The following is a 25,407-nucleotide window of genomic DNA, read 5'->3' on the forward strand; positions in this document are numbered from 1 at the left end:
TCCCGCCGCGCGGCCCGGGGCGGACCCGGCGGCGGCCGGTCGGGCGGGCCGTGATCAACGCGGCTTGCGCACGCGGGTGCGCGCCGGCGCGATCGGCTCGCCGGCGGCATCGCGCGGCGCCATGTAGGGCACGGCCTTGCCCGTGTCGGTGTCGAGCAGGACCGAACGCGCCTCCCCGCGCGCGAACAGATGATGTTCGCCCCACTGGCGCAAGGCCACGACCACCGGAAAAAGCGACTCGCCCCGGGGCGTCAGCACATACTCCTGATAGGCCGATCCATCGGAGGCAGGCTGCAGCGCCAGGATCTCCGCATCCACGAGACGACGCAGGCGGTCGGCCAGGATGTTGCGGGCCGCACCCAGGCTGCGTTGAAAATCGCCGAAGCGCCGCATGCCATCGAAGGCGTCGCGCACCACCAGCAAGGCCCAGCGGTCGCCCAGCAGCGCGGCGGAACGCGCCACCGGGCAGGTCGAACCCTCGGCTTCTTTCGTTGCTGCCATCACACCCTCCGCTCACGCCATTCGATAGTGCAACGACGCCCCGCGTCGCCGCCAATGTAGTTGCATTTTAAAACCGCCAGGCCTACCATCCAACTGGTTTTTATTTGAAACCAGGCTGCCATGAGTCAGGAACACAGCCCTGCCGCCCCGCCCCCGCCCCCGCCCCCGCCCCCGCCCCCGCCGCCGCTCTCGTCCGGGCAGGTGCTGCTGCTGGCGGTCGCCAGTGGCGCGAGCGTCGCCAACGTCTATTACGCACAGCCGCTGCTGGACACGCTGTCGCGCGACTTCGGGATCGGCACCGCGGCGGTCGGCGGCGTCGTCAGCGCCACGCAGTTGGGCTGTGCGTTGGCCCTGGTGCTGCTGGTGCCGCTGGGGGACCGCCTGGAACGCCGCCGCCTGCTGACGCTGCAACTGGCCGCGCTCGCGGGCGCCCTGGTCCTCGTCGCGTGCGCCCCGTCCGCGTCCGCGCTGCTCGTGGGCATGCTGGCGGTGGGGCTGCTCGGTACGGCCATGACCCAGGGGCTAATCGCCTACGCCGCGAGCGCGGCGGCGGGCGCGGGACAGGGGCGCGTGGTGGGCGCGGCGCAGGGCGGCGTGTTCGTCGGCCTGCTGCTGGCGCGCGTCTTCGCGGGCGCGGTCAGCGATCTCGCGGGCTGGCGCGGCGTGTATGCCGGCGCGGCCTTGCTCATGCTGGCGCTGCTGCTGCCCTTGTGGCGGCGCCTGCCGGCCCTGCCGCCCGCGCGGGCGCCCCTGCCCTACCTGGCGTTGCTCGGGTCCATGTGGCTGCTGCTGCGCGACGAACGCGTGCTGCGGGTGCGCGGCACGCTGGCCCTGCTGATGTTCGCCGCGTTCAATATCTTCTGGAGCGCGCTGGTGCTGCCGCTCTCGGCGCCCCCGTACGCGTATAGCCATACCGCCATCGGCGCCTTCGGCCTGGTCGGCGCGCTCGGTGCGCTGGCGGCAGCGCGCGCGGGCCACTGGGCGGATCGCGGCTGGGAGCGGCGCACCACCCTCGCCGCGCTCGTGCTGCTGCTGATCGCCTGGTGGCCGCTCGCCCGGTTGCCCCACTCGCTGGGCGCGCTCATCGTGGGCATCGTGCTGCTCGATCTCGGCGGCCAGGCCCTGCACGTCACCAATCAGTCGATGATCCTGCGCACCCGGCCCGACGCGCCCGGCCGGCTCATCGGCGTGTACATGCTGTTCTATGCCGTGGGCAGCGGCCTGGGCGCGTTGGGTGCGACGCAGAGCTACGCGTTCGGCGGGTGGACCGCCGTGTGCCTGCTCGGCGCCGCGGTCAGCCTGGCGGCGCTGCTGTTCTGGGCCGCCACCCTCGCTTCTTCGCGCCACGCGCAGCGCCCGCGCTGAGCCGCGGCGCAAACGCACAGGCCGCGCGTCGCGCGGCCTGCGTCTGTCGGACCCACCCGGGAACACGGCCCGGAACGGGCGCGATCGCGGCGCGTCAGAGGTTGGCTGTCTGGCGCCGCTCGGCCTCGAGGTACTCGCGCGACTGCATTTCCAGAATGCGCGACACCGTGCGATGGAACTCGTTGGCGAGCGCCCCCTCGGTGTAGATCTCTTCGGGCGGGCACTCGGCCGACATGATGAGCTTGACCTTGTGGTCGTAGAACACGTCGATCAGCCACGTGAAGCGGCGCGCTTCGGACGCCTGGCGCGGTCCCATGCGGGGCACGCCCGACAGGATCACCGAATGGAATCGGTTGGCGAGCTCCAGATAATCATTCTGCGAGCGCGGACCGCCGCACAGCGTGGCGAAGTCGAACCACACCACCGAGCCCGACAGGGCCACCGCGCGAATCTCGCGATGCTCGATGTGCAGCACCGGCTCCTGCGGCGGCGTGTCGGCCAGGCCGTCGAACGCTTCCTGCAACGCCGTCTGTGCGCGCTCGTCGAGCGGCGAGTGATACGCGTGCACCTGCTCGAGCGTGCGCAGGCGGTAATCCACGCCGGTGTCCACGTTCATGATATCCATGCGGCTCTTGATGAGCTCGATGGCGGGCAGGATGCGGTCACGGTGCAAGCCGTCGGGATACAGGGTCGAGGGCTCGTAGTTCGAGGTCATGATGAACGACGTGCCGTACTCGAACAGCTTGAGCAGCAGCCGGTACAGGATCATGGCATCGGCCACGTCCGACACATGGAACTCGTCGAAACAGATCAGGCGGTAGCGCTTGGCGACACGCTTGGCGACCTCGTCGAGCGGGTCCTGCATGCCCTTCACGTTTTCGAGTTCGCGGTGCACGCCGCGCATGAACTCGTGGAAGTGCAGACGCGTCTTGCGCACGACCGGCACGGTCGCGTAGAACGCATCCATCAGGAAGCTCTTGCCACGGCCCACGCCGCCCCAGAGATACACGCCACGCGGCACGTCGGGACGATTGAGCAGCTTCTTCAGCGCATTGGAGCGCATCGCCTTGAAGCGCAGCCAGTCGTCGTAATAGCGTTGCAGGCGCTCGATGGCGCGCTCCTGCGCCGCGTCGGGCTTGTAGCCGCGCTCGGCCAGGGCATGTTCGTAGTATTCGCGGACGTTCATGTCGCTGCAGGAGTCCTAAAAGCAAAAAGGCGGATCGCGCGATCCGCCCAGATGTCGCCGCGGGCGCGGGCCCGCGACGCCGGGACGCGGCGGCCGGGGCCGCCCGCGTTCCGGACACGCATCAGAAGTTCAGCGTGCGCTTGTCGACGGCCAGCGCGGCTTCCTTCACGGCTTCCGACAGGGTCGGGTGCGCGTGGCAGATGCGGGCGATGTCTTCGGCGGCGCCACGGAATTCCATGATGGTCACGGCTTCGGCGATGAGCTCGGAAGCCATCGGGCCGATGATGTGCACGCCCAGGACCTCGTCGGTCTTGGCGTCGGCGATCACCTTGGCGAAGCCGGTGGTGTCACCGATGGCGCGCGCACGGCCGTTGGCCATGAACGGGAACGAACCGGCCTTGTACTCGCGGCCTTCGGCCTTGAGCTGCTGCTCGGTCTGACCCACCCAGGCGATCTCGGGCGAGGTGTAGATGACCCACGGCACGGTCGCGAAGTTGACGTGACCGTGCTGGCCGGCGATACGCTCGGCCACGGCAACGCCTTCTTCTTCGGCCTTGTGCGCCAGCATCGGGCCACGCACCACGTCGCCCACGGCCCACACGTTCGGCAGGTTGGTCTTGCAGTCGCCGTCGACGGCGATGAAGCCACGCTCGTCGAGCTTCAGGCCCACGGCGTCGGCATTCAGGCCGCCGGTGTACGGCACGCGGCCGATCGAGACGATCAGCTTGTCGACCACCAGCTTCTGCTCGCCACCCTTGGCGTCGGTGTAAGGCACGGTCACGCCCTTGGCGGTGGCCTTGATTTCGCCGATCTTCACGCCGGTCTGGATGTCCAGGCCCTGCTTGGTGAACGACTTCAGGGCTTCCTTGGCGACCTGCTGATCGGCGGCCGCGAGGAACTCGGGCATCGCTTCCAGCACGGTCACTTCGGCACCCAGGCGGCGCCACACGCTGCCCATTTCGAGGCCGATCACGCCGGCGCCGATCACGCCCAGCTTCTTCGGCACGGCCGACAGATTCAGCGCGCCGTCGTTGGACAGCACGGTCTTTTCGTCGAACGGCACGCCCGGCAGTTCACGGGCCGACGAACCGGTCGCCACGATCACGTGCTTGGCAACGAGCTCTTCTTCGGTGGTGCCGGAGACCTTGATGGCCCAGCCGCCTTCGACCTGGCCGGTGAAAGCACCCTTGCCGTGGAAGAAGGTGACCTTGTTCTTCTTGAACAGGTAAAGGATGCCGTCGTTGTTCTGCTTGACGACCTTGTTCTTGCGGCCGATCAGCGTGTCGAGCTTGAGCGTCACGCCCTTGACTTCAATGCCGTGCTCGGCGAAGTGGGTGTTGACCTCTTCGTAGTTTTCCGAGGACTGCAGCAGTGCCTTGGACGGGATGCAGCCGACGTTGGTGCAGGTGCCGCCAGGAGCCGGGGCGCCTTCGCCGTTCTGCCAGGCGTCGATGCAAGCCACGGTCTTGCCGAGCTGGGCAGCGCGGATGGCTGCGATGTAACCGCCGGGGCCGGCACCGATGACGACGACGTCGAATTGTTTGGACATAGTGTTCTCGCGATGAGTGAGGTTCAGGCAGGAGCCCTGTGCGGGACTCGTGCGGCGCGGGCGCATCGCAGCGCCCCTTTACGCCAGAGCGGGCGGCCGAGGATCAGCAGCCTGCGAAAAAACGGGCGAAACGGTCAGCGCCATTTCGCCCGTTGCTGTCGGATTACAGCTCCAGCAGCAGGCGCTGCGGATCTTCGAGCGCTTCCTTCATGGCAACCAGGCCCAGGACGGCTTCGCGGCCGTCGATGATGCGGTGGTCGTAGGACATGGCCAGGTAGTTGATCGGACGGATCACGATCTGGCCGTTCTCGACGACGGCGCGTTCCTTGGTGGCGTGCACGCCCAGGATGGCCGATTGCGGCGGGTTGATGATCGGGGTCGAGAGCATCGAACCGAACACACCACCGTTGGAGATCGAGAAGGTACCACCGGTCATTTCTTCGATGCCCAGCTTGCCATCGGCAGCGCGGCGACCGAAGTCGGCGATGGTCTTTTCGATGTCGGCGATCGACATCTGGTCGGCGTTGCGCAGGATCGGCACCACCAGGCCACGCGGGCTGCCCACGGCGATGCCGATGTCGAAGTAGCCGTGGTAGATGATGTCCTTGCCGTCGACCGAGGCGTTCAGGAGGGGGTACTTCTTCAGGGCGGCAACGGCAGCCTTGACGAAGAACGACATGAAGCCGAGCTTCACGCCGTGTTCCTTCTCGAACTTCTCTTTGTACTTGTTGCGCAGATCGATCACGGCCTGCATGTTGACCTCGTTGAAGGTCGTCAGGATCGCGTTTTCTTGTTGCGACTGCAGCAGACGCTCGGCCACGCGGGCACGCAGGCGGCTCATCGGAACGCGTTGTTCCGGACGGCCGTCGAGCGAGAACGTGGCGGGCGCGGCCGGAGCGGCAGCGGCCTTGGCGGGCGCGGCGCCAGCCTGGGCGGCCAGGGCGTCGCCCTTGGTCACGCGGCCATCACGGCCCGAACCGGACACGCTGGCGGCGTCCACGCCCTTTTCGGCGAGGATCTTCGAAGCGGCGGGCGAAGCGACGCCGGCGGCGGCGTTGCTGGCCGGGGCGGCAGCGGGAGCGGCCGGAGCGGCAGCGGGCGCGGCGGCCGGGGCTTCGGCAGCGGCCGGAGCAGCGGCGGCGGCCTTGCCAGCCGTGTCGATCTTGGCGATCAGCTGGCCCGAGGTGACGGTGCTGCCGTCACCGGCAACGATTTCCGCCAGCACGCCGGAAGCCGGCGCGGGCACTTCGAGAACCACCTTGTCGGTTTCGACTTCGATCAGGATTTCGTCGGCCTCGACCGCGGCGCCAGGCTGCTTCTTCCAGGTCAGCAGAGTGGCTTCCGAAACGGATTCGGACAGTTGAGGGACGACAACGTCGGTAATAGCCATGGTAATGAATTCCGTAAAGTTGGTGTTCTGAGTCGCTGGATTACTTGGTCAGCATGAAGCCCTTGTACTTCGCGGCGAAGGCCTGCTCGATGAGCGCCTTCTGCTGCTCCTGGTGCTTGGCCAGGTAGCCCACGGCCGGCGAGGCCGATGCGGGGCGACCGGCATACGCCAGCTTCTGGCCTTCGGCCATGTTTTCGTACAGGTGGTGCTGAACGTAGAACCATGCGCCCTGGTTCTGCGGTTCGTCCTGAACCCAGATCACTTCGGTCGCCTTCGGGTACTTGCGCAGTTCGGTCTCGAACGCCTTGTGGGCGAACGGGTACAGCTGCTCGACGCGGACGATCGCGACGTTGTCGGCTTCGCGTTCGCGGCGTGCGTTGACCAGGTCGTAGTAGACCTTGCCCGAGCATGCCAGCACGCGCTTGACCGAAGCGGCCTTGATCGAATCGTCGACTTCGCCGATGACCGGGCGGAAGCTGCCGCCGGCCAGGTCGGTGAGGGGCGAACCCGCGTCTTTGTTACGCAGCAGCGACTTGGGCGTGAAGATCACGAGCGGCTTGCGGAACTGGCGGATCATCTGACGGCGCAGCAGATGGAAGATCTGCGAAGCCGAGGTCGGCTGAACGACCTGGATGTTGTTGTCGGCGCACAGTTGCAGGAAGCGCTCGATACGGCCCGACGAGTGCTCCGGACCCTGGCCTTCGTAGCCGTGCGGCAGCATCAGCGTCAGACCCGACTGGCGGCCCCACTTGGCTTCGCCCGAGCTGATGAACTGGTCGATCACGACCTGCGCACCGTTGACGAAGTCACCGAACTGGGCCTCCCAGATCGTGAGCGTGTTGGGCTCGGCCGACGAGTAACCGTATTCGAACGCGAGCACGGCTTCTTCGGACAGCACCGAGTCGATCACCGTGAAAGGCGCCTGGCCTTCGGAGACGTTCTGCAGCGGAATGTAGGTACCGTCGTTCCAGCGCTCGCGGTTCTGGTCGTGCAGCACGGCGTGACGGTGCGTGAACGTGCCACGGCCCGAATCCTGACCGGTGATGCGGATCGCGTAACCCGAAGCGACCAGCGTGGCGAAAGCCAGATGCTCGCCCATGCCCCAGTCGAGGTTCTGCTCGCCCTTGGCCATGTTGCGACGGTCGTTCAGCAGCTTGGCCACCAGCGGGTGCACCGTGAAGCCATCCGGCACGGACGTGATGCGTTCGCCGATGCGCTTGAGCTCGGCCAGCGGCACCGCGGTGTCGGCCTGGTCGGTCCACTTGGCGCCCATGAACGGGGACCAGTCGATCGCGTACTTGCTCTTGTAGTCGGTCAGCACGGGCTCGATCGTGCGCTGGCCGTCTTCCATCAGCTGGCGGTAATCCTTGACCATCTGATCGGCATCGCCTTCGGCCAGGACGCCCTGCGTCTGCAGCTTCTCGGCGTACAGCTTGCGCGTACCGCCGTGATGGCCGATGCGCTTGTACATCAGGGGCTGCGTGAGCGACGGGGTGTCTTGCTCGTTGTGGCCGAGCTTGCGGAAGCACACGATGTCGAGGACGACGTCGTGGCGGAATTCCATGCGGTAGTCGAGCGCGAGGCGGGTCGCGAACACGACGGCTTCGGGATCGTCGCCGTTGACGTGGAACACCGGCGCTTCGATCATCTTGACCACGTCGGTGCAATACAGCGTGGAGCGCGAGTCGCGCGGATCCGACGTCGTGAAGCCGATCTGGTTGTTGATGACGATGTGCAGCGTGCCGCCCGTACCGTAGCCGCGCGTCTGGGCCAGGTTGAGCGTTTCCATCACGACACCCTGGCCAGCGAAAGCCGCGTCACCGTGCACCAGCACGGGCAGCACTTGCTTGCCTTCGGCGTCGCCGCGGCGCTCTTGGCGGGCGCGGACGCTGCCCTCGACCACCGGGTTGACGATTTCGAGGTGGGAGGGGTTGAACGCCAGCGACAGGTGCACCGGACCGCCACGGGTCGAGACGTCGCTCGAGAAGCCGTTGTGGTACTTCACGTCGCCGTCGGTCAGGCCTTCGGCGTGCTTGCCTTCGAACTCGGCGAACAGGTCACCGGGCATCTTGCCCATGATGTTCACGAGCAGGTTCAGGCGGCCGCGGTGAGCCATGCCCACGACGATTTCCTGGACGCCGGATTCGCCGGCGTGGTTCACCACTTCGTCCATCGAGGCGATGAAGCTTTCACCGCCCTCGAGCGAGAAGCGCTTCTGGCCGACGTACTTGGTGTGCAGGAAGCGCTCGAGACCTTCGGACTCGGTGAGCTGCTGCAGGATGTGGCGCTTTTCTTCGGGCGACCAGGTCGGTGCCGACAGCGTGCTTTCCAGGCGTTGCTGGATCCAGCGCTTGGCAGCCGGGTCGGAGATGTGCGAGAACTCGGCGCCGATCGAACGGCAATACGTGTCGCGCAGGGCCTTCAGGATGTCGCGCAGCGTCATGGTGCTGGCGGTCGTGAAGTAGGTATTCGTGGCCGAGTAGGTCTGGTCCAGATCGGCTTCGGTCAGTCCGTAGAAGGACGGATCGAGCTCGGGGATCGGCGGACGCTCCTGGCGCTTGAGGGGATCGAGATCGGCCCAGCGCGAACCCAGCGAACGGTAGGCGGCGATCAGCGATTGGACCGACACCTGCTTGCTGGCGACCGACAGATCGGGCTCGGCAGCGCGTTGCAGGAAAGCATTGGCGCGGGCACGTTGCGCAAACGATTCGACGACGGGCGCATGAGCCTGGTCACGCGTGGCTTCTTGGCCATCCGTGGCGGGTGCATGCTGCAGCTGGTCGAAATATTCGCGCCAGTTGTCCGCGACCGAGCCGGGATTGTCGAGATACTGTTCGTAGAGTTCTTCTACGTACGGCGCATTACCGCCGAACAGATAGGAGGTAGATAGGGATTCTGATTCCGTAGACATAATGTCGCTTCACCTTGACGAGTGCTTCACTCGCATACGATGCAGGAAAACCTTCCGCGACACGGGCTTCCCGTTTGGCGGATAGCAGGGGCAGAAGGCACGTACAAGCCTCGAAAGCCGTGTCGGCAGTATACCCCCTGAAGTTTGGGGGCGTCTTGCTGCAATCGCGTGACATGCGCCGAAGATCAAACATGGATGCATTCCTGGCAAGAATGCCTCGCGCTTCGCCGCGCATAACGGTGTCTACACGTCGCCATTATCGGCAATCGGTCGCGCCGGGGTCGGGTGGCCCGACCTCCGGCAAGTGTGTCCAGAATACGACGCAAATCAGGGTCGCGCCAAGACCCTGCGTCCAATCCACACCGCCACAAGGGCAAAAACGGCCAATCCGAGCCAGCGCGCGGGGCCTTCGAAGTCCGCGCCGACGAGCGCCAACGGCGCGTCCTGGCCGCTGAACCCGATCACGCCGGCGAGCAGCACCCCGACGAGGCTCTCGCCCACGATCAGGCCCGACGCGATCAGCACGCCGCGCCGGTTCGGCGCGTCGGCATGGGCTTCGTAGGATTCGCCGGCGGCCGCGGCGCGCCGGCGCAGGCGCCGCGACAGCACCCACGCCAGAAACGCACCCACCACGATGGGCGCGCTGGCGGTGGGCGGAAGATAGATGCCGATGCCGACCGCCAGCACCGGCAGCCGTGCAACGGCGCAGGTCGACTTCAACACCTGGTCCACGACGATCAACGCCGCGCCGATCGCCATGCCGATCAGGATCATGGTCCAGTTCAGATGGTGCGTGAAGATGCCTTGCGCGATGGCGAGCATCAGCGTGGCCTGCGGCGCGGCGAGCGCCTGATCGGGGTCCATGCCGGGGCGCGGCAAGGCATCGGCGAAGCCGTAGGCGTTGTAGAGCAGGTCCAGCACCGGCGAAATGACGGCTCCCCCCACCACGCAACCGATCAGCAACGCCACCTGCTGACGCCAGGGCGTGGCGCCCACGAGCCAGCCGGTCTTGAGGTCCTGCAGGTTGTCGTTCGAGATCGAGGCCACCGCCACGACCGCCGACGTGGTGAAGATCGCCAGCGCGATGCCCAGGCGCACGCCCTGTTCCGTGCCGAGCAGGCCCTCGCCGTCGTTGAGCATCACCATCAAGAGCGAGACCAGCACGATGGCCACGATCCCCACGCCGGAGATCGGGCTGGTCGAGGAGCCCACCAGCCCCGCCATATAGCCGCAGGCCGCCGCGACCAGGAAACCGAACACGAACGCGAACAGCACGGCGTAGGCCACCAGCACGCCGATGCGGCCGGGCGAGAGCGGCGCGCCACTCATGAACGCGAGGAACGTGAATACCAGTATGGCCAGCAGCACGAGCGAAATGCCGATGACCCACGGCGCGGGCAGGTCGCGCTCGGTGCGCGGGGCATCGCCACGCGGGCGCCCGCCCTTGCCCACCATCGACATCGACGCGCGCACGCCGCGCACCATGGGCACGAACAGCGTGGCCAGGGTCCAGATGGCGCCCACCCCGATGACGCCCGCGCCGATGAAGCGGACCTGCGTGCTCCAGAGACCGGTCGCGTAGTCGGCTAGCGACACGTCCGCGGCACGCTCGCCCAGCGCCGTCAGGACCGGCACCGCGATGCCCCAGGCGATCACCAGCCCGGTCAGCATGGCCAGGCCGGCGACGATGCCGATCAGGTAGCCCGCGCCCAGCAGAGCCAGCGAGAAGCCCATCGGCAGACGCAGCACCGCTGCGCCGATTGCGAGAAAGCTGCTGGCGCCATCGGCGAGCAGGCGCAGGCCACCGGTCGCGAAGCTGACCACGGCCGCGATGCCGCCACCAAACAGGATGTCGGCCATGCCCGTGCCGCCCGGTCGTGGGACGACGGGGGCCGTTCGGGCTGTGTCAGGGTGCACCGCGCCCTCCCCCTCCCGTTCCTGGGCTCGGGCGGCGCTGCCCACACGCAGAATCTCCGCCGCCGCCACGCCTTCCGGGTAAGGCAGGTTGCTCTGCACCACCATCACGTGGCGCAGCGGAATGGTGAACATCACGCCGAGCATGCCGCCGGCCGCGCAGATCGCCAGCGTCTGCCAGAACGGGAACGCGCTCCAATGGCCCAGCATCACCAGCGCGGGCAGGATGAAAATGATGGACGACAGCGTGCCGGCCGCGGAGGCCTGGGTCTGCACCATGTTGTTCTCGAGGATGTTCGCGCCCTTGAACATGCGCAACACCGACATGGAGATCACCGCCGCCGGAATGGCCGACGAGAACGTCAGGCCGACTTTCAAGCCGAGAAACACGTTCGAAGCCGTGAACACGATCGTGATCAGGGCACCGAGGATGACGCCACGCAGCGTCAGCTCGGGCAGTGTCATGGCATCGGGCACCCGCAGGCCTGCGCTCATCGTCAACTCCGAAAATTCTAAAAGTGGCGCGAGTGTAGCGTCCACCACCTGGACATTTCCTGACAGCGCGCCCCGCGCCGCCGCCTCGGACCAACGCCCGATTTCGCCGATGTGCGGCAGATCGTGCTGCATAAATCCGCCAGACAACGCCTTCATGCCGCCAGCATGGCCTACGGCCTATCGGCTTCGGTCACTTGTGCGTCTCAGGTGGCGCTAGCATGGGCGACACGCAGACCAAGACAAAAAGCATCGGAGACAACGCATGACACCGCCCCTGCCCGCCCCCGGCCATCAGCAAGCGCCCTTCCTGCGCGACGATACCGACCCCGAAGAGACCGCCGAGTGGCGCGATGCCCTCGACGCGCTTGCGCAAACCGAAGGCGCGCCGCGCGCGGCCTTTGTGCTGGCGCGCCTGCTCGACCATGCGGCCAGTCTGGGGGTGCGGGCCGGCGGTCAGGTCAGCACCGCCTATCTCAATACGATCGCGGCAGCCGACGAGCCGCCGTTCCCGGGCGATCTCGGTCTCGAAGAACGGATTGCATCCATCAATCGCTGGAACGCGCTGGCGATGGTGGTGCGTGCCAACCAGGCGCACGGCGAGCTGGGCGGACACATCGCGAGTTACGCGTCGGCGGCCGATCTGTTCGAAGTCGGCTTCAACCACTTTTTCCGCGGACCCGACGCGCCGGGCGGCGCGGACCTCGTCTATATGCAGCCCCACTCGGCGCCCGGCATCTATGCCCGCGCCTATCTCGAAGGCCTGCTCGACGACGAGGATCTCGCGCTGTTCCGCCAGGAGATCACTGCACGCGCCGCCGGACGCCGCGGCCTGTCCTCGTATCCGCACCCCTGGCTGATGCCGGATTTCTGGCAGTTCCCCACGGGCTCGATGGGCATCGGTCCAATCAATGCGATCTATCAGGCGCGCTTCATGCGCTATCTCGAGCATCGCGGCCTCGCGCCCGAGTCACAGCGCAAGGTCTGGGGCATCTTCGGCGATGGCGAAATGGACGAGCCTGAATCCATTGCCGCGCTCACGCTGGCCGCGCGCGAGCGGCTCGACAATCTCGTGTTCGTCGTGAACTGCAACCTGCAGCGCCTCGATGGCCCGGTACGCGGCAACGGCCGCATCATCGACGAACTCGAAACGCTGTATGCCGGCGCGGGCTGGAACGTCATCAAGGTCGTGTGGGGCAGCGACTGGGACGCCCTCTTGCGCCGCGATGCGAGCGGCGCGCTGGCACACGCCTTCGCGCACACGGTCGATGGCCAGTTCCAGACCTTCGCGGCCAACGACGGCGCCTACAACCGCGAGCACTTCTTCGGCCAGGACCCCGCGCTCGCGGCGCTGGTGGCCGACTGGCCCGACGAGGCGATCGACCGCCTGCGCCGTGGCGGCCACGACATGACGAAGATCCACGCGGCGTATGCCCGCGCGGTGGCGCATCGCGGCCAGCCCACGGTGATCCTGGCGCAGACGAAAAAAGGCTTCGGCATGGGCGCCGCGGGCCAGGGCAAGATGACCACCCATCAGCAGAAAAAGCTCGACGACGACGCGCTGCTGGCGTTTCGCGATCGCTTCGCGCTGCCGCTCTCCGACGCCGACTGCCTCGCGCTGCGTTTCTTTCGGCCCTCGTCCGACAGTGCCGAGATGCGCCACCTGCAGGCGCGGCGCGCCGCGCTCGGTGGCCACCTGCCGCGCCGCCGGGCGCAGGCCCAGCCGCTGGCGGCGCCGCCGGTCACTCAGTGGGCCGGCTTCGCGCTCGCGCCCGACGGCAAGGAGATGTCGAGCACAATGGCGCTGGTGCGCATGCTGACGCAGCTGCTGAAAGACCCGGCGCTGGGCCCCCGCATCGTGCCGATCGTGGCGGACGAGGCGCGCACCTTCGGCATGGCCAATCTGTTCCGCCAGATCGGCATCTATTCGGCGCAGGGGCAACTCTACGAGCCCGAGGACATCGGCTCGGTCCTGTCGTATCGCGAGGCGCGCGACGGCCAGATCCTCGAAGAGGGCATCACCGAGGCCGGCGCGATCTCGTCGTGGACGGCGGCCGGCACCAGCTACTCGGTGCACGGCCTGCCGATGCTGCCGTTCTATATCTATTACTCGATGTTCGGCTTTCAGCGCATCGGCGACCTGATCTGGGCGGCCGCGGATCAGCGCACCCGCGGCTTTCTGATCGGCGCGACCTCGGGCCGCACGACGCTCGGCGGCGAAGGTCTGCAGCACCAGGACGGCTCCAGCCATCTGATCGCCGCCACCGTGCCCAACTGCCGCGCCTACGATCCGGCGCAGGCCTACGAGGCCGCGCTGATCGTCGAGGAAGGCATGCGCCGCATGCTGACCGAGGACCACGACGAGTTCTATTACCTGACGGTCACCAACGAGAATCTGCCCCAGCCCGACCTGCCCGATGCCAGCGTGGCGCCCGACTGCCGCACGGGCGTGCTGCGCGGCATGCATCGCGTACGTGCCTGCGATGCTCCCCGCGTGCGGCTGCTCGCGGCGGGCCCGGCGCTGGCGGAGGCCCTGCGGGCGGCCGAGACCTTGCAGAGCGAACACGCGGTGCCTTGCGAGGTCTGGAGCGTCACGAGCTACAGCGAGCTCGCGCGCGATGCCCGCCGCGTCGAGCGCGCCCGCGTCCTCGGTCTGAATCATGAGCCATCGTGGCTCGCGCACTGCCTGGGCCAGGACGGCCCGCCGGTGCTGGCGGCCAGCGACTACGTATGCGCGGTGCCCGATCAGATCCGCGCCCATGTGAGCGCGCCCATGCGCAGCCTGGGCACCGACGGTTTCGGCCGTAGCGACACGCGGGCCCGCCTGCGCGACTTCTTCGAGGTGAGCGCGGCGTGGATGGTGCTGCACGCGCTCGATCTGGCGTGTGCGCGGGCCACCGATGCCGAGGCCGCGCGGCTGCAGGAGGCCATCGCGCGGCAACGCGCTGCGCTCGACGCCGCCGGGCGCGACGCGCCGCCCTGGCTCCGCTGAGGCGGAGGCGGCACTTTCGCTGCGCTGCAACAAGAACGCAGCGCCGCGTTCTGTGTTGAAATACTGGGCTGTTCCAGGCCGCATGCGGTTTTGCGGGCGTGTGTCCCACGCCCGCCGCGGCCGACAACGCGCAGCGATATTCCCGATTTCGCCGTTCCTCACGCTTTCCAGTTAGCGCCAAAAAGGCTGTACCTCATGGACGAAACCCTCTCCAAGCGGGCGTTGGATTACCACGCCTATCCCACCCCGGGCAAAATCTCTGTCACCCCCACCAAGACGCTGGCCAACCAGGACGACCTGTCGCTGGCCTACTCGCCCGGCGTGGCCGCGGCGTGCATGGCGATCTTCGACCAGGGCAATGACGCCGCCTCGATGTACACCTCGCGCTCCAACCTGGTGGGCGTGATCACGAACGGCACCGCGGTGCTCGGCCTGGGCAACATCGGCCCGCTGGCCGCCAAGCCCGTGATGGAAGGCAAGGGCTGCCTGTTCAAGAAATTCGCCGGCATCGATGTGTTCGACATCGAGCTGGCCGAAAACGACCCCGACAAGCTGGTCGAGATCATCGCGGCGCTCGAGCCCACGCTGGGCGGCGTCAACCTCGAAGACATCAAGGCGCCCGAGTGCTTCTACATCGAGAAGAAGCTGCGCGAGCGCATGAAGATCCCCGTCTTCCACGATGACCAGCACGGCACCGCCATCATCTCGGCCGCCGCCATCCTCAACGGCCTGAAGGTCGTGGGCAAAGCGATGGGCGACGTGAAGCTGGCTTGCTCCGGCGCCGGCGCCGCCGCCATCGCATGCCTGGATCTGCTGGTCGACCTGGGCATCAAGCGCGAAAACATGTACGTGGTGGACTCCCGTGGCGTGATCTGGGAAGGCCGCGACGAAAACATGGAGCCCAACAAGCGCCGCTACGCGCAGAAGACCGACGCGCGCACGCTGGCCGACGTGGTCAACGGCGCCGACGTGTTCCTGGGTTGCTCGACCGCGGGCGTGCTCACCGGCGACATGGTCAAGACCATGGCCGTCAAGCCGCTGATCCTGGCCCTGGCCAATCCCGAGCCGGAAATCCGCCCCGAGATCGCGAAGGCCGCCCGCCCCGACTGCATCATCGCGACCGGCCGTTCGGACTACCCGAACCAGGTCAACAACGTGCTGTGCTTCCCGTTCATTTTCCGCGGCGCGCTGGATGCCGGCGCCAGCCGCATCACCGAAGAGATGAAGCTCGCCTGCGTGAAGGCGATCGCCGAGCTGGCCCAGGCCGAGCAGAACGACGAAGTGGCGCGCGCCTACGCGGGCGAAGAGCTGTCGTTCGGCCCCGACTACATCATTCCGAAGCCGTTCGATCCGCGCCTCATCGTGCAGATCGCGCCGGCCGTGGCCCAGGCCGCCGCCGCGTCGGGCGTCGCGGCTCGCCCGATCGAAGACATCGAAGCCTACCGCCGCAAGCTGATGGGCTTCGTGTACCACTCGGGCCAGCTGATGCTGCCGCTCTTCCAGGAAGCCCAGAAGGCGCCCAAGCGCGTCGTCTACGCCGACGGTGAAGACGAGCGCGTGCTGCGTGCCGTGCAGGTCGTGGTCGACGAGAAGCTCGCCTTCCCGATCCTGGTGGGCCGTCCCGCCGTGATCGAGATGCGCGTGCAGAAGTTCGGCCTGCGTCTGGTCGCCGGTCAGAACATCGAGATCGTGGATCCCGAAGACGACGCGCGCTTCAACGAAACGTGGCAGGGCTATTACGAGCTGCGCGGCCGCGAGGGCGTGACGCCGGCCATCGCCAAGGCGATGATCCGCAAGCACAACACGCTGATCGGCGCGATGCTGCTGCGCCGTGGCGATGCCGACGCGCTGCTGTGCGGCGTGGCCAGCAAGTACGACAATCAGCTGAAGTACATCGACGAAGTCATCGGCAAGAAGCCCGGCCAGACCTATGCCGCGCTCAACGTGCTGATGCTGCCGAACCAGACGCTGTTCGTCGCCGACACCCACGTCAACGAAAACCCCAGCGCCGAACAGATCGCCGACATCACGATCCAGGCTGGCGAAGAAATGATGCGCTTTGGCGTGGTCCCCAAGATCGCGCTGCTGTCGCACTCCAACTTCGGCAGCCGCCCGACCGAGTCGTCGCGCAAGATGGCGCATGCGCGCCGCCTGGTGTCCGACCGCGCACCTCACCTCGAAGTCGATGGTGAGATGCACGCCGACGCCGCGCTGTCCGAATCGATCCGCACGCAGGCCTACCCCGACAGCTCGCTCAAGGGCCGCGCCAACCTGCTGGTCATGCCGAATCTGGACACCGGCAACATCACCTACAACATGCTCAAAATGACGGGCAGCAACGGTGTGGCCATGGGCCCCATCCTGCTGGGCGCCGCCCGTCCGGTGCACATCCTGACGACCAGCGCCACCGTGCGCCGCATCGTCAACATGACGGCCCTGGCCGTCGTGGACGCGCAGCAGGAAGCCACGCAAGGCTGATCGCACGCGCATCGAGGCAAGAGGGCATCCCGCGAGGGATGCCCTTTTTTCTTGGTCTCGCTGCCGACCGGGGAGGTCTGAACGGATCTCGAGGAAGTCGCACGCCGGATCGCCGCATCCCCGCGAGAATGAAAAGAAGCGCCCTCCCCCAAAAACAGGCAGACCTCCCCAACATCAGGGAGGCCTGCGTGCCTTCGGCTACTTGCCCAGCGGGATCGCCACGTTCAGGTTGAGCGAGTAGTCGCCGCGACCCGACTTGCCTGCGTAGTCCTGGCTGATGCGGATCTGCGACGTGCCCGGACCCTGCATCTCGTAGCCCAGACCGAAGCGCGTGACCACCTTGCCCGGCTGTGCCCCGTTCACCGCGAAGGACGTGCCTGCCGCGTCCTTGGCGTTGAGCCTGGGCTTCTTGGCCAGGATGTCGTAGCCCACGCCGGCGTAGGCCGTGACGCTCTGATCATCCGCGAGCTGGTAGCGATACCTCATGCCCACCATCGGCGTGAGCGACTGCGCTTCCTGCTTGCCCACGCTCAGGTTGGACCACCCCGCGCCACGCTCCTGATGCGCACCCACGCCCGCGCGGCCATACTCGACCTCCAGCCACGGCGTGACCGTGTGCTTGCCCAGTTGGTGATCGCGTTCGTAGTTCAGCGACAGCACCGCCGTGCGCCCGTTCGGGTTCGACTTGGCATGCGCCTCGTCGCCGATGGTGTCGCGCCGGCTTGCGCTGTTGCGATCCAGACCCACCTTGCCGATCACCGACATCCGGCCCAGCGTGCCCAGGTCGTGGCTTGCGTAGCCGGCGAGCTGATAGCTCGCGCCGCTGGCCCGATCTTCCGTCGCGCCGTCGCGCCCCTTGGTCGTGGCGCCCTGCACCAGCAGCGCCGCGCCGACCCGGGTCTTGTCGCCAAGCGCCCGGTCCGTGCCCACCGCCAGGCCACCGACCTTGCGATCGAAGCCCGGCGTGGCGGCGCCTTGCGAGCCCGTGGACCAGCCGCCGTAAGGCGTCATCCACACCGTGTTGGCGGCGTTGGTGCCCAGATATGCCGGGCCCGACATGCGGCCCATGCGATCGCGCACCACGCTCATGCTGGCCTGGGCCTGCTCGAGCGACATCTGCGCGAAGTTGCCGCCGAAGAGCGGCGTCGACAGCGTCGGGCCGCTTGCCCCGGTGACCACCAGATCGAGCTGGTTGCCGTTGCGCTCGACGCGGTAGTCCACGCCGCGATACGTACCGCCGCCGTAGGTGCCGTTCAGGCCACCGTTTGCGCGCAGGAAGCCGCTGTAGCGTTCACCCGGCTTGAGCGGCGCCGTCGACGGGTTCAGCTTCAGCGCCGCGCCGGCCGCCAGCGTGGCCGACTGGCTCACATCCAGCACGCCGTACTGACCCGCGGCGGTACCCAGCATGGCCAGGTCCAGCACGCCGTTGGCGGTCTGCACGTAGTTGCCGGTGAGCTTCAAGGTCTGGTTGGCACCGATGCGCAGCGTGCCATCGTTGGTGAGCGTGTCGGCTTTCAACCCGGCGGCGCGCAGCGACGGCATCAGGCCCAGCAGACCGCCGCTCGCCACCGTGAACGTGGACGCGTTGCCTTGCAGCGCCAGATCACCGGCGAGCTCCACTTCGCCATCGCGGGCCGCGGTGAGCTTGTTCCAGCCCTGCACCGCGGTCACACCCGCGCCGCCCGACGTAGAGACCGTCAGCTTCTGCTTCTCGCCCACAGTCAATTGGTTGGCGTGCGTGGTGTCGCGCAACACGGACTGACCCAGCTGCGTTCCGGAGGCCACAGTGAGGGTGTTGCCGGAGCCGCCCACGTTGATATCACCAGCCAGCGTTGCGCCCTGGAGCGTGACCGTGTTGGCATCGCCCTGCACCTGGATCGCGGCCGAGGCCTTTTGTGCGAGCACGGTGCCCTGCGCCTGCACACTGCCGCCGCCGGTCAGCACGGTGTCCACCAGCTCGGAACCCGGCTTCGCGTCGACCACGCCGCCACTGGCGATGGTATCCGCCTCGGCACGACCGCCGGACGACACCTGCTGCTGGCCCTGCACCGTGGTGTTGCTCACCCGGCCTTCGACCTGCTGCGAGCCGCCCGTGAGGATCTTGCTGTCCTCGTCGAGGCCGCCCGAGTGCACGCGCTGCACGCCGCCCGAATGGATCGTGGCGCGCGGCCCGTAGCCGCCTGACAGAATTTCCTCTCGGCCACCGGCGTAGATGTCCGTGTCGTAGGCGCTGCCGCCCGACGACACATACTGCACGCCACCCTGGTGGATCTGCGAGCTGTCGGCACGACCGCCCGACGACACGTGCAGTTCGCCGCCGCTCTCGAGGAGGACATTGCCCGCCGAGTTGTTCGACGCCACGAACGCGCCGCTGGCATTGCTGCCGGTGGCGTAGACGTTCACGTTTTCGCCGATCGACGTCACGAGGGCGGCGCCCGCGCGCTGATCGATCTGGGTGGCCGAACCGCCGCCCGACACGAGCAACTTGCCGCCGCTGTTGATGATCGTGCTGGTGGCAGACCCGCCCGACGACACATGCAGCTCCCCGCTGTTGTTGAGCAGCACATTCGAGGCGTAGGTGTTCGACACGAGGAAGTTGCCGCTCTCGTGGCGGCCGTCGACGAAGGCATTCACGCCCGTACCGAGCGACGTCACGAGGATCGCGCCGACGTTCTGACGGGTGGACATCGCGCGACCGCCAGCGAGCACGTGCAGCTTGCCACCGCTATCGACCGTGGTGCGGAGCACGACGGCCCCGGACTCCACTTCCTGCGTGGCCCCTCCGGAAATGCGTCCGCCGGCGACCACACCTCCCCTGTAGACCGTCTGTGTACCGCCGGAGTCGACCTTGTTGTCGGCGGCCGTCCCGCCCGAATGGACCACCTGAGAGCCGCCCGACGAGACGATGGTGCTCGTCGCCGTGCCGCCCTCGGACACGGTCTGCGTACCACCGGAGTTGACCTGGGTGTCCATCGCATGACCGCCGCTTTGCACGCCCTGACTGCCGCCGCTGCTGACCGTCGTGGACGTGGCCGTGCCGCCGGACGAGACCGTCTGCGTACCACCCGACTCCACTTGCGTGCCGCTGGCATGACCGCCGCCTTGCACACCCTGACTGCCGCCATCGCGGACCGTCGTGGACGTGGCAGTACCGCCGGATGACACCATCTGCGTGCCGCCGGACGACACCTGCGTGTTGCTGGCATGAGCGCCGCTCTGCACGCCCTGATGGCCGCCCGTGCTGACGACCGTGGACATGGCCGTACCGCCGGAAGACACCGTCTGCGTGCCGCCGGACGAAACCTGCGTGTCGCTGGCATGCCCGCCGTTATCGACGCCCTGGCTGCCGCCATCGCTGACCGTCGTGGACGTGGCCGTGCCACCGGACGACACCGTTTGGGTGCCGCCGGACGACACTTGCGTGCTGCTGGCCTGGCCGCCGTTCTCGACGCCCTGGCTGCCGCCATCGCTCACGATCGTGGACGTTGCCGTGCCACCAGACGAGACCGTCTGCGTACCGCCGGACGATACCTTCGTGTCGCTGGCCTGACCGCCGTTCTGCACGCCCTGGCTGCCGCCACTGCTGACGATCGTCGACGTGGCCGCGCCGCCGGAAGACACGGTCTGAGTACCGCCCGACGACACTTGCGTATCGCTCGCCTGGCCGCCGTTCTGCACGCCCTGGCTGCCGCCGTTGCTGACGATCGTCGACGTGGCCGTACCACCGGACGAGACCGTCTGCTTACCGCCCGACGACACCTTCGTGCCGCTGGCCTGGCCGCCGTGCTCGATACCTTGGCTACCGCCGTCGCTCACGGTCGTGCCGTTGGCCGCACCACCCGAAGACACCGTTTGCGTACCACCCGACGACACGTGCGTGCCGCTGGCAGCGCCGCCACTCTGCACCCCCTGGCTGCCGCCATCGCTGACCGTGGTGGACGTGGCCGTGCCACCCGATGACACGGTTTGATTGCCGCCGGACTTGACCTGCGTGTCGGAGACTTGCGCGCCCTCGGTGACCCCCTGGCTCGCGCCGCTGTTGACGACCGTGCTGGTGGCCGTACCACCGGAGGACACCGTTTGCGTGCCTCCGGACGACAGCTGCGTACCGCTGGCGTGACCGCCGCTCTGCACGCCCTGGCTGCCGCCATCGCTGACCGTCGTGGATGTGGCCTGGCCACCCGAGGACACGGTTTGATTGCCGCCGGACTTGACCTGCGTGTCCGACACGTTCCCGCCCTCGGTCACCCCTTGGCTCGCGCCACTGTTGACGACCGTGCTGGTAGCCGTACCGCCGGAGGACACCGTTTGCGTACCGCCAGACGACAGCTGCGTGTTGCTCGCATGACCACCGCTCTCGACGCCCTGGCTGCCACCGTTGTTGACCGTGGTGGAGTTGGCCGTGCCACCGGACGAGACCGTCTGCGTGCCGCCCGACTTCACATCGGCATTCGATGCCACACCGCCGCTCTGGACGCCCTGACTACCGCCCTCGTTGATCGTCGTCGACGTGGCCGCACCGCCGGACGAGACCGTCTGGTTACCGCCCGACGACACCTGTGTGTCGCTGGCCTGGCCGCCGTTCTGCACGCCCTGGCTGCCACCATTGGTGACGACCGTGGAATTCGCGTTGCCACCCGAGCTGACGGTTTGCGTACCGCCGGAACTGACGACGGTGCCGATGGCCGAGCCGCCCGAACTCACGCTCTGCTGCCCGCCGCTCGACACCTGCGTGCCGGACGCGTTACCGCCAGAACTCACGTTCTGCGAGCCGCCGGAGCTGATGGTCGTGTTGCTGGCCGTGCCGCCACTACCCACGTTCTGCTGGCCGCCACTGGAGACCTGCGTGTTGGAGGCGTTGCCGCTCACGTTCTGCGAACCACCGGAGCTCACGATCGTGGAATTGGCGTTACCGCCGGAGCTGACGGTTTGCGTACCGCCCGAGCTCACCGTGGTGTTCGTCGCCGAGCCGCCAGAGCTCACGCTCTGCTGCCCACCATCCGACACCTGCGTGCCCGACGCGTTACCGCCCGAACTCACGTTCTGCGAACCGCCGGAGCTAACCACCGTGTTGCTGGTGTTGCCGCCGCTGCCCACGTTCTGCTGGCCGCCACTGGAGACCTGCGTGTTGGAGGCGTTGCCGCTCACGTTCTGCGAACCACCGGAGCTGACGATCGTGGAATTGGCGTTACCGCCGGAACTGACGGTTTGCGTACCGCCGGAGCTCACCGTGGTGCTCGTGGCCGAGCCGCCAGAGCTCACGCTCTGCTGCCCACCATCCGACACCTGCGTGCCCGACGCGCTACCGCCCGAACTCACGTTCTGCGAGCCGCCGGAGCTGATGGTCGTGTTGCTGGCCGTGCCGCCACTGCCGACGTTCTGCTGGCCGCCACTGGAGACCTGCGTGTTGGAGGCGTTGCCGCTCACGTTCTGCGAACCACCGGAGCTGACGACCGTGGAATTGGCGTTGCCGCCGGAACTCACGGTTTGCGTACCGCCCGAGCTCACCGTGGTGCTGGTCGCCGAACCGCCACTGCTCACGTTCTGCTGGCCACCGCTTTCGACCTGCGTGTTGGAGGCGTTACCGCTGACGTCTTGCTTACCGCCACTGCTGACCACGGTGGAATTGACGTTACCGCCGGAGCTGACGGTTTGTGTACCGCCCGAGCTAACAACCGTGCTTGTCGCGGAGCCGCCAGAGCTGACGGTCTGCTGCCCGCCGCCCGACACTTGCGTGCCGGAGGCGTTACCACCAGAACTTACGTTCTGCGAGCCGCCAGAGCTGACCGTGGTGTCGCTGGCCGTGCCTCCATCGCCCACGTTCTGCTGGCCGCCACTGGAGACCTGCGTGTTGGAGGCGTTGCCGCTGACGTTCTGCGAACCGCCGGAGCTGACGGTCGTGGAGTTGGTGTTGCCGCCGGAGCTGACGGTTTGCGTACCGCCGGAGCTGACGACCGTGCTTGTCGCGGAGCCGCCGGAGCTGACGGTCTGCTGCCCGCCGCCCGACACTTGCGTGCCGGAAGCGTTACCACCAGAACTTACGTTCTGCGAACCGCCAGAGCTGACGGTCGTGTTGCTGGCCGTACCGCCACTGCTCACGTTCTGCTGGCCACCGCTGGAGATCTGCGTATTAGAGGCGTTACCGCTGACGTCTTGATTGCCGCCACTGCTGACAACGGTGGAGTTGGCATTGCCGCCCGAACTGACGGTTTGCGTACCGCCGGAGCTCACCGTCGTGCTCGTCGCCGAACCGCCGGAGCTCACGTTCTGCGAGCCGCCAGAGCTGACCGTCGTGTTGCTCGCCGTGCCACCGTCGCCCACGTTCTGCTGGCCGCCGCTGGACACCTGCGTGTTGGAGGCGTTACCGCTGACGTTCTGCGAACCGCCGCTGCTGACGGTCGTGGAGTTGGTGTTGCCGCCGGAGCTGACGGTTTGCGTACCGCCCGAGCTCACCGTGGTGTTCGTGGCCGAACCGCCGGAACTCACATTCTGCTGGCCACCACTGGAGACCTGCGTGTTGGAGGCGTTACCGCTGACGTCTTGGTTGCCGCCGTTGCTGACCACGGTGGAATTGGCGTTACCGCCGGAGCTGACCGTTTGCTTACCGCCGGAGCTCACCGTGGTGCTCGTCGCCGAGCCGCCGGAGCTAACGTTCTGTTGCCCGCCGCTCGACACTTGCGTGCCGGAAGCGTTACCGCCAGAACTTACGTTCTGCGAGCCGCCGGAACTAACGGTCGTGTCGCTGGCCGTGCCACCATCGCCCACGTTCTGCTGGCCACCGCTTGCGACCTGCGTGTTGGAGGCGTTGCCACTGACGTTCTGCGAACCGCCGCTGCTGACGGTCGTGGAGTTGGTGTTACCGCCGGAGCTGACCGTTTGCGTACCGCCCGAGCTCACCGTGGTGTTCGTGGCCGAACCGCCGGAACTCACATTCTGCTGGCCACCGCTGGAGACCTGCGTGTTGGAGGCGTTACCGCTGACGTCTTGGTTGCCGCCGCTGCTGACCACGGTGGAATTGGCGTTACCGCCGGAGCTGACGGTTTGTGTACCGCCCGAGCTAACAACCGTGCTTGTCGCGGAGCCGCCAGAGCTGACGGTCTGCTGCCCGCCGCTCGACACTTGCGTGCCGGAAGCGTTACCGCCCGAACTGACGTTCTGCGAGCCGCCGGAACTAACGGTCGTGTCGCTGGCCGTGCCACCATCGCCCACGTTCTGCTGGCCACCGCTTGCAACCTGCGTGTTGGAGGCGTTGCCACTGACGTTCTGCGAACCGCCGCTGCTGACGGTCGTGGAGTTGGTGTTACCGCCGGAGCTGACCGTTTGCGTACCGCCCGAGCTCACCGTGGTGTTCGTGGCCGAACCGCCGGAACTCACATTCTGCTGGCCACCACTGGAGACCTGCGTGTTGGAGGCGTTACCGCTGACGTCTTGGTTGCCGCCGTTGCTGACCACGGTGGAATTGGCGTTACCGCCCGAGCTGACGGTTTGGGTACCGCCGGAGCTCACCGTGGTGCTCGTCGCCGAGCCGCCGGAGCTGACGTTCTGTTGCCCGCCGCTCGACACTTGCGTGCCGGAAGCGTTACCGCCAGAACTCACGTTCTGCGAGCCGCCAGAGCTGACGGTCGTGGAGTTGGTGTTACCGCCGGAGCTGACCGTTTGCGTACCGCCCGAGCTGACGACCGTGCTCGTGGCCGAGCCGCCACTGCTCACGTTCTGCTGGCCACCGCTTGCGACCTGCGTGTTGGAGGCGTTACCGCTGACGTCTTGCTTACCGCCACTGCTGACCACGGTGGAATTGGCGTTACCGCCCGAGCTGACGGTTTGTGTACCGCCGGAGCTCACCGTGGTGCTCGTCGCCGAGCCGCCGGAGCTGACGTTCTGTTGCCCGCCGCTGGACACTTGCGTGCCGGAAGCGTTACCGCCAGAACTCACGTTCTGCGAGCCGCCGGAACTAACGGTCGTGTCGCTGGCCGTGCCACCGTCGCCCACGTTCTGCTGACCGCCGCTTGCGACCTGCGTGTTGGAGGCGTTACCGCTGACGTTCTGCGAACCGCCGGAGCTGACGGTCGTGGAGTTGGTGTTACCGCCGGAGCTGACGGTTTGCGTGCCGCCCGAGCTGACGACCGTGCTCGTGGCCGAGCCGCCACTGCTCACGTTCTGCTGGCCACCGCTTTCGACCTGCGTGTTGGAGGCGTTACCGCTGACGTCTTGGTTGCCGCCGCTGCTGACCACGGTGGAATTGGCGTTACCGCCGGAGCTGACGGTTTGGGTACCGCCCGAGCTAACAACCGTGCTTGTCGCGGAGCCGCCAGAGCTGACGGTCTGTTGCCCGCCGCCCGACACTTGCGTGCCGGAAGCGTTACCGCCAGAACTTACGTTCTGCGAGCCGCCAGAGCTGACCGTCGTGTCGCTGGCCGTGCCACCATCGCCCACGTTCTGTTGGCCGCCACTTGCGACCTGGGTGTTGGAGGCGTTACCGCTGACGTTCTGCGAACCGCCGGAGCTGACGGTCGTGGAGTTGGTGTTACCGCCGGAGCTGACCGTTTGCGTACCGCCCGAGCTCACCGTGGTGTTCGTGGCCGAACCGCCGGAACTCACATTCTGCTGGCCACCGCTGGAGACCTGCGTG

General features: G+C 67.2%; 10 protein-coding genes. 3 read left to right on the forward strand and 7 right to left on the reverse strand.

Annotated features, from left to right (window positions below):
* Positions 1-54: 54 nt before the first annotated feature.
* On the reverse strand, positions 55-501 hold the full coding sequence (locus CEK29_RS14545; protein ID WP_094801149.1) for a winged helix-turn-helix transcriptional regulator: 447 nt from the start codon (positions 499-501) through the stop codon (positions 55-57).
* A 120-nt stretch (positions 502-621) separates the two neighbouring features.
* Between CEK29_RS14545 and CEK29_RS14550 the strand changes: the two genes are divergently transcribed.
* A complete protein-coding gene (locus CEK29_RS14550) occupies positions 622-1,866 on the forward strand; it encodes an MFS transporter (RefSeq protein ID WP_094858529.1) in 1,245 nt (414 codons plus the stop codon).
* 94 nt (positions 1,867-1,960) lie between these two features.
* On the opposite strand, the gene zapE is transcribed toward CEK29_RS14550, so the two are convergent.
* The 5 genes from zapE to CEK29_RS14575 form a co-directional block, all read right to left on the reverse strand.
* Entirely contained in the window at positions 1,961-3,052 is a 1,092-nt protein-coding gene (zapE, locus tag CEK29_RS14555) for a cell division protein ZapE (protein ID WP_094858530.1), read from the reverse strand.
* Positions 3,053-3,173: 121 nt separating this feature from the next.
* A complete protein-coding gene (gene lpdA, locus CEK29_RS14560; RefSeq protein ID WP_094801155.1) occupies positions 3,174-4,601 on the reverse strand; it encodes a dihydrolipoyl dehydrogenase in 1,428 nt (475 codons plus the stop codon).
* A gap of 163 nt (positions 4,602-4,764) precedes the next feature.
* On the reverse strand, positions 4,765-5,991 hold the full coding sequence (gene odhB, locus CEK29_RS14565) for a 2-oxoglutarate dehydrogenase complex dihydrolipoyllysine-residue succinyltransferase (protein ID WP_094801157.1): 1,227 nt from the start codon (positions 5,989-5,991) through the stop codon (positions 4,765-4,767).
* Between the two features lie 40 nt (positions 5,992-6,031).
* Positions 6,032-8,902: a 2-oxoglutarate dehydrogenase E1 component gene (locus CEK29_RS14570; protein ID WP_094801159.1), complete on the reverse strand. Its 2,871-nt coding sequence runs from the start codon at positions 8,900-8,902 to the stop codon at positions 6,032-6,034.
* A gap of 327 nt (positions 8,903-9,229) precedes the next feature.
* Positions 9,230-11,311, reverse strand: coding sequence for an OPT family oligopeptide transporter (locus CEK29_RS14575; RefSeq protein WP_094858531.1), 2,082 nt, complete (start codon positions 11,309-11,311; stop codon positions 9,230-9,232).
* 262 nt (positions 11,312-11,573) lie between these two features.
* Here CEK29_RS14575 and mdeB point away from each other — a divergent pair, with 262 nt between their 5' ends.
* Both mdeB and CEK29_RS14585 read left to right on the forward strand, forming a co-directional pair.
* Positions 11,574-14,300, forward strand: a complete 2,727-nt coding sequence (gene mdeB, locus CEK29_RS14580) for an alpha-ketoglutarate dehydrogenase (protein ID WP_094858532.1) — start codon at positions 11,574-11,576, stop codon at positions 14,298-14,300.
* Between the two features lie 195 nt (positions 14,301-14,495).
* On the forward strand, positions 14,496-16,778 hold the full coding sequence (locus tag CEK29_RS14585; protein WP_094801165.1) for an NADP-dependent malic enzyme: 2,283 nt from the start codon (positions 14,496-14,498) through the stop codon (positions 16,776-16,778).
* A 198-nt stretch (positions 16,779-16,976) separates the two neighbouring features.
* Here CEK29_RS14585 and CEK29_RS14590 read toward each other — a convergent pair.
* A partial coding sequence (locus CEK29_RS14590) for an AIDA repeat-containing protein (RefSeq protein ID WP_141218350.1) occupies positions 16,977-25,407 on the reverse strand: 8,431 nt, incomplete at its 5' end.

The organism is Bordetella genomosp. 5 (genome assembly GCF_002261475.1).
In the GTDB taxonomy this organism is placed as follows: Bacteria; Pseudomonadota; Gammaproteobacteria; order Burkholderiales; family Burkholderiaceae_B; genus Bordetella.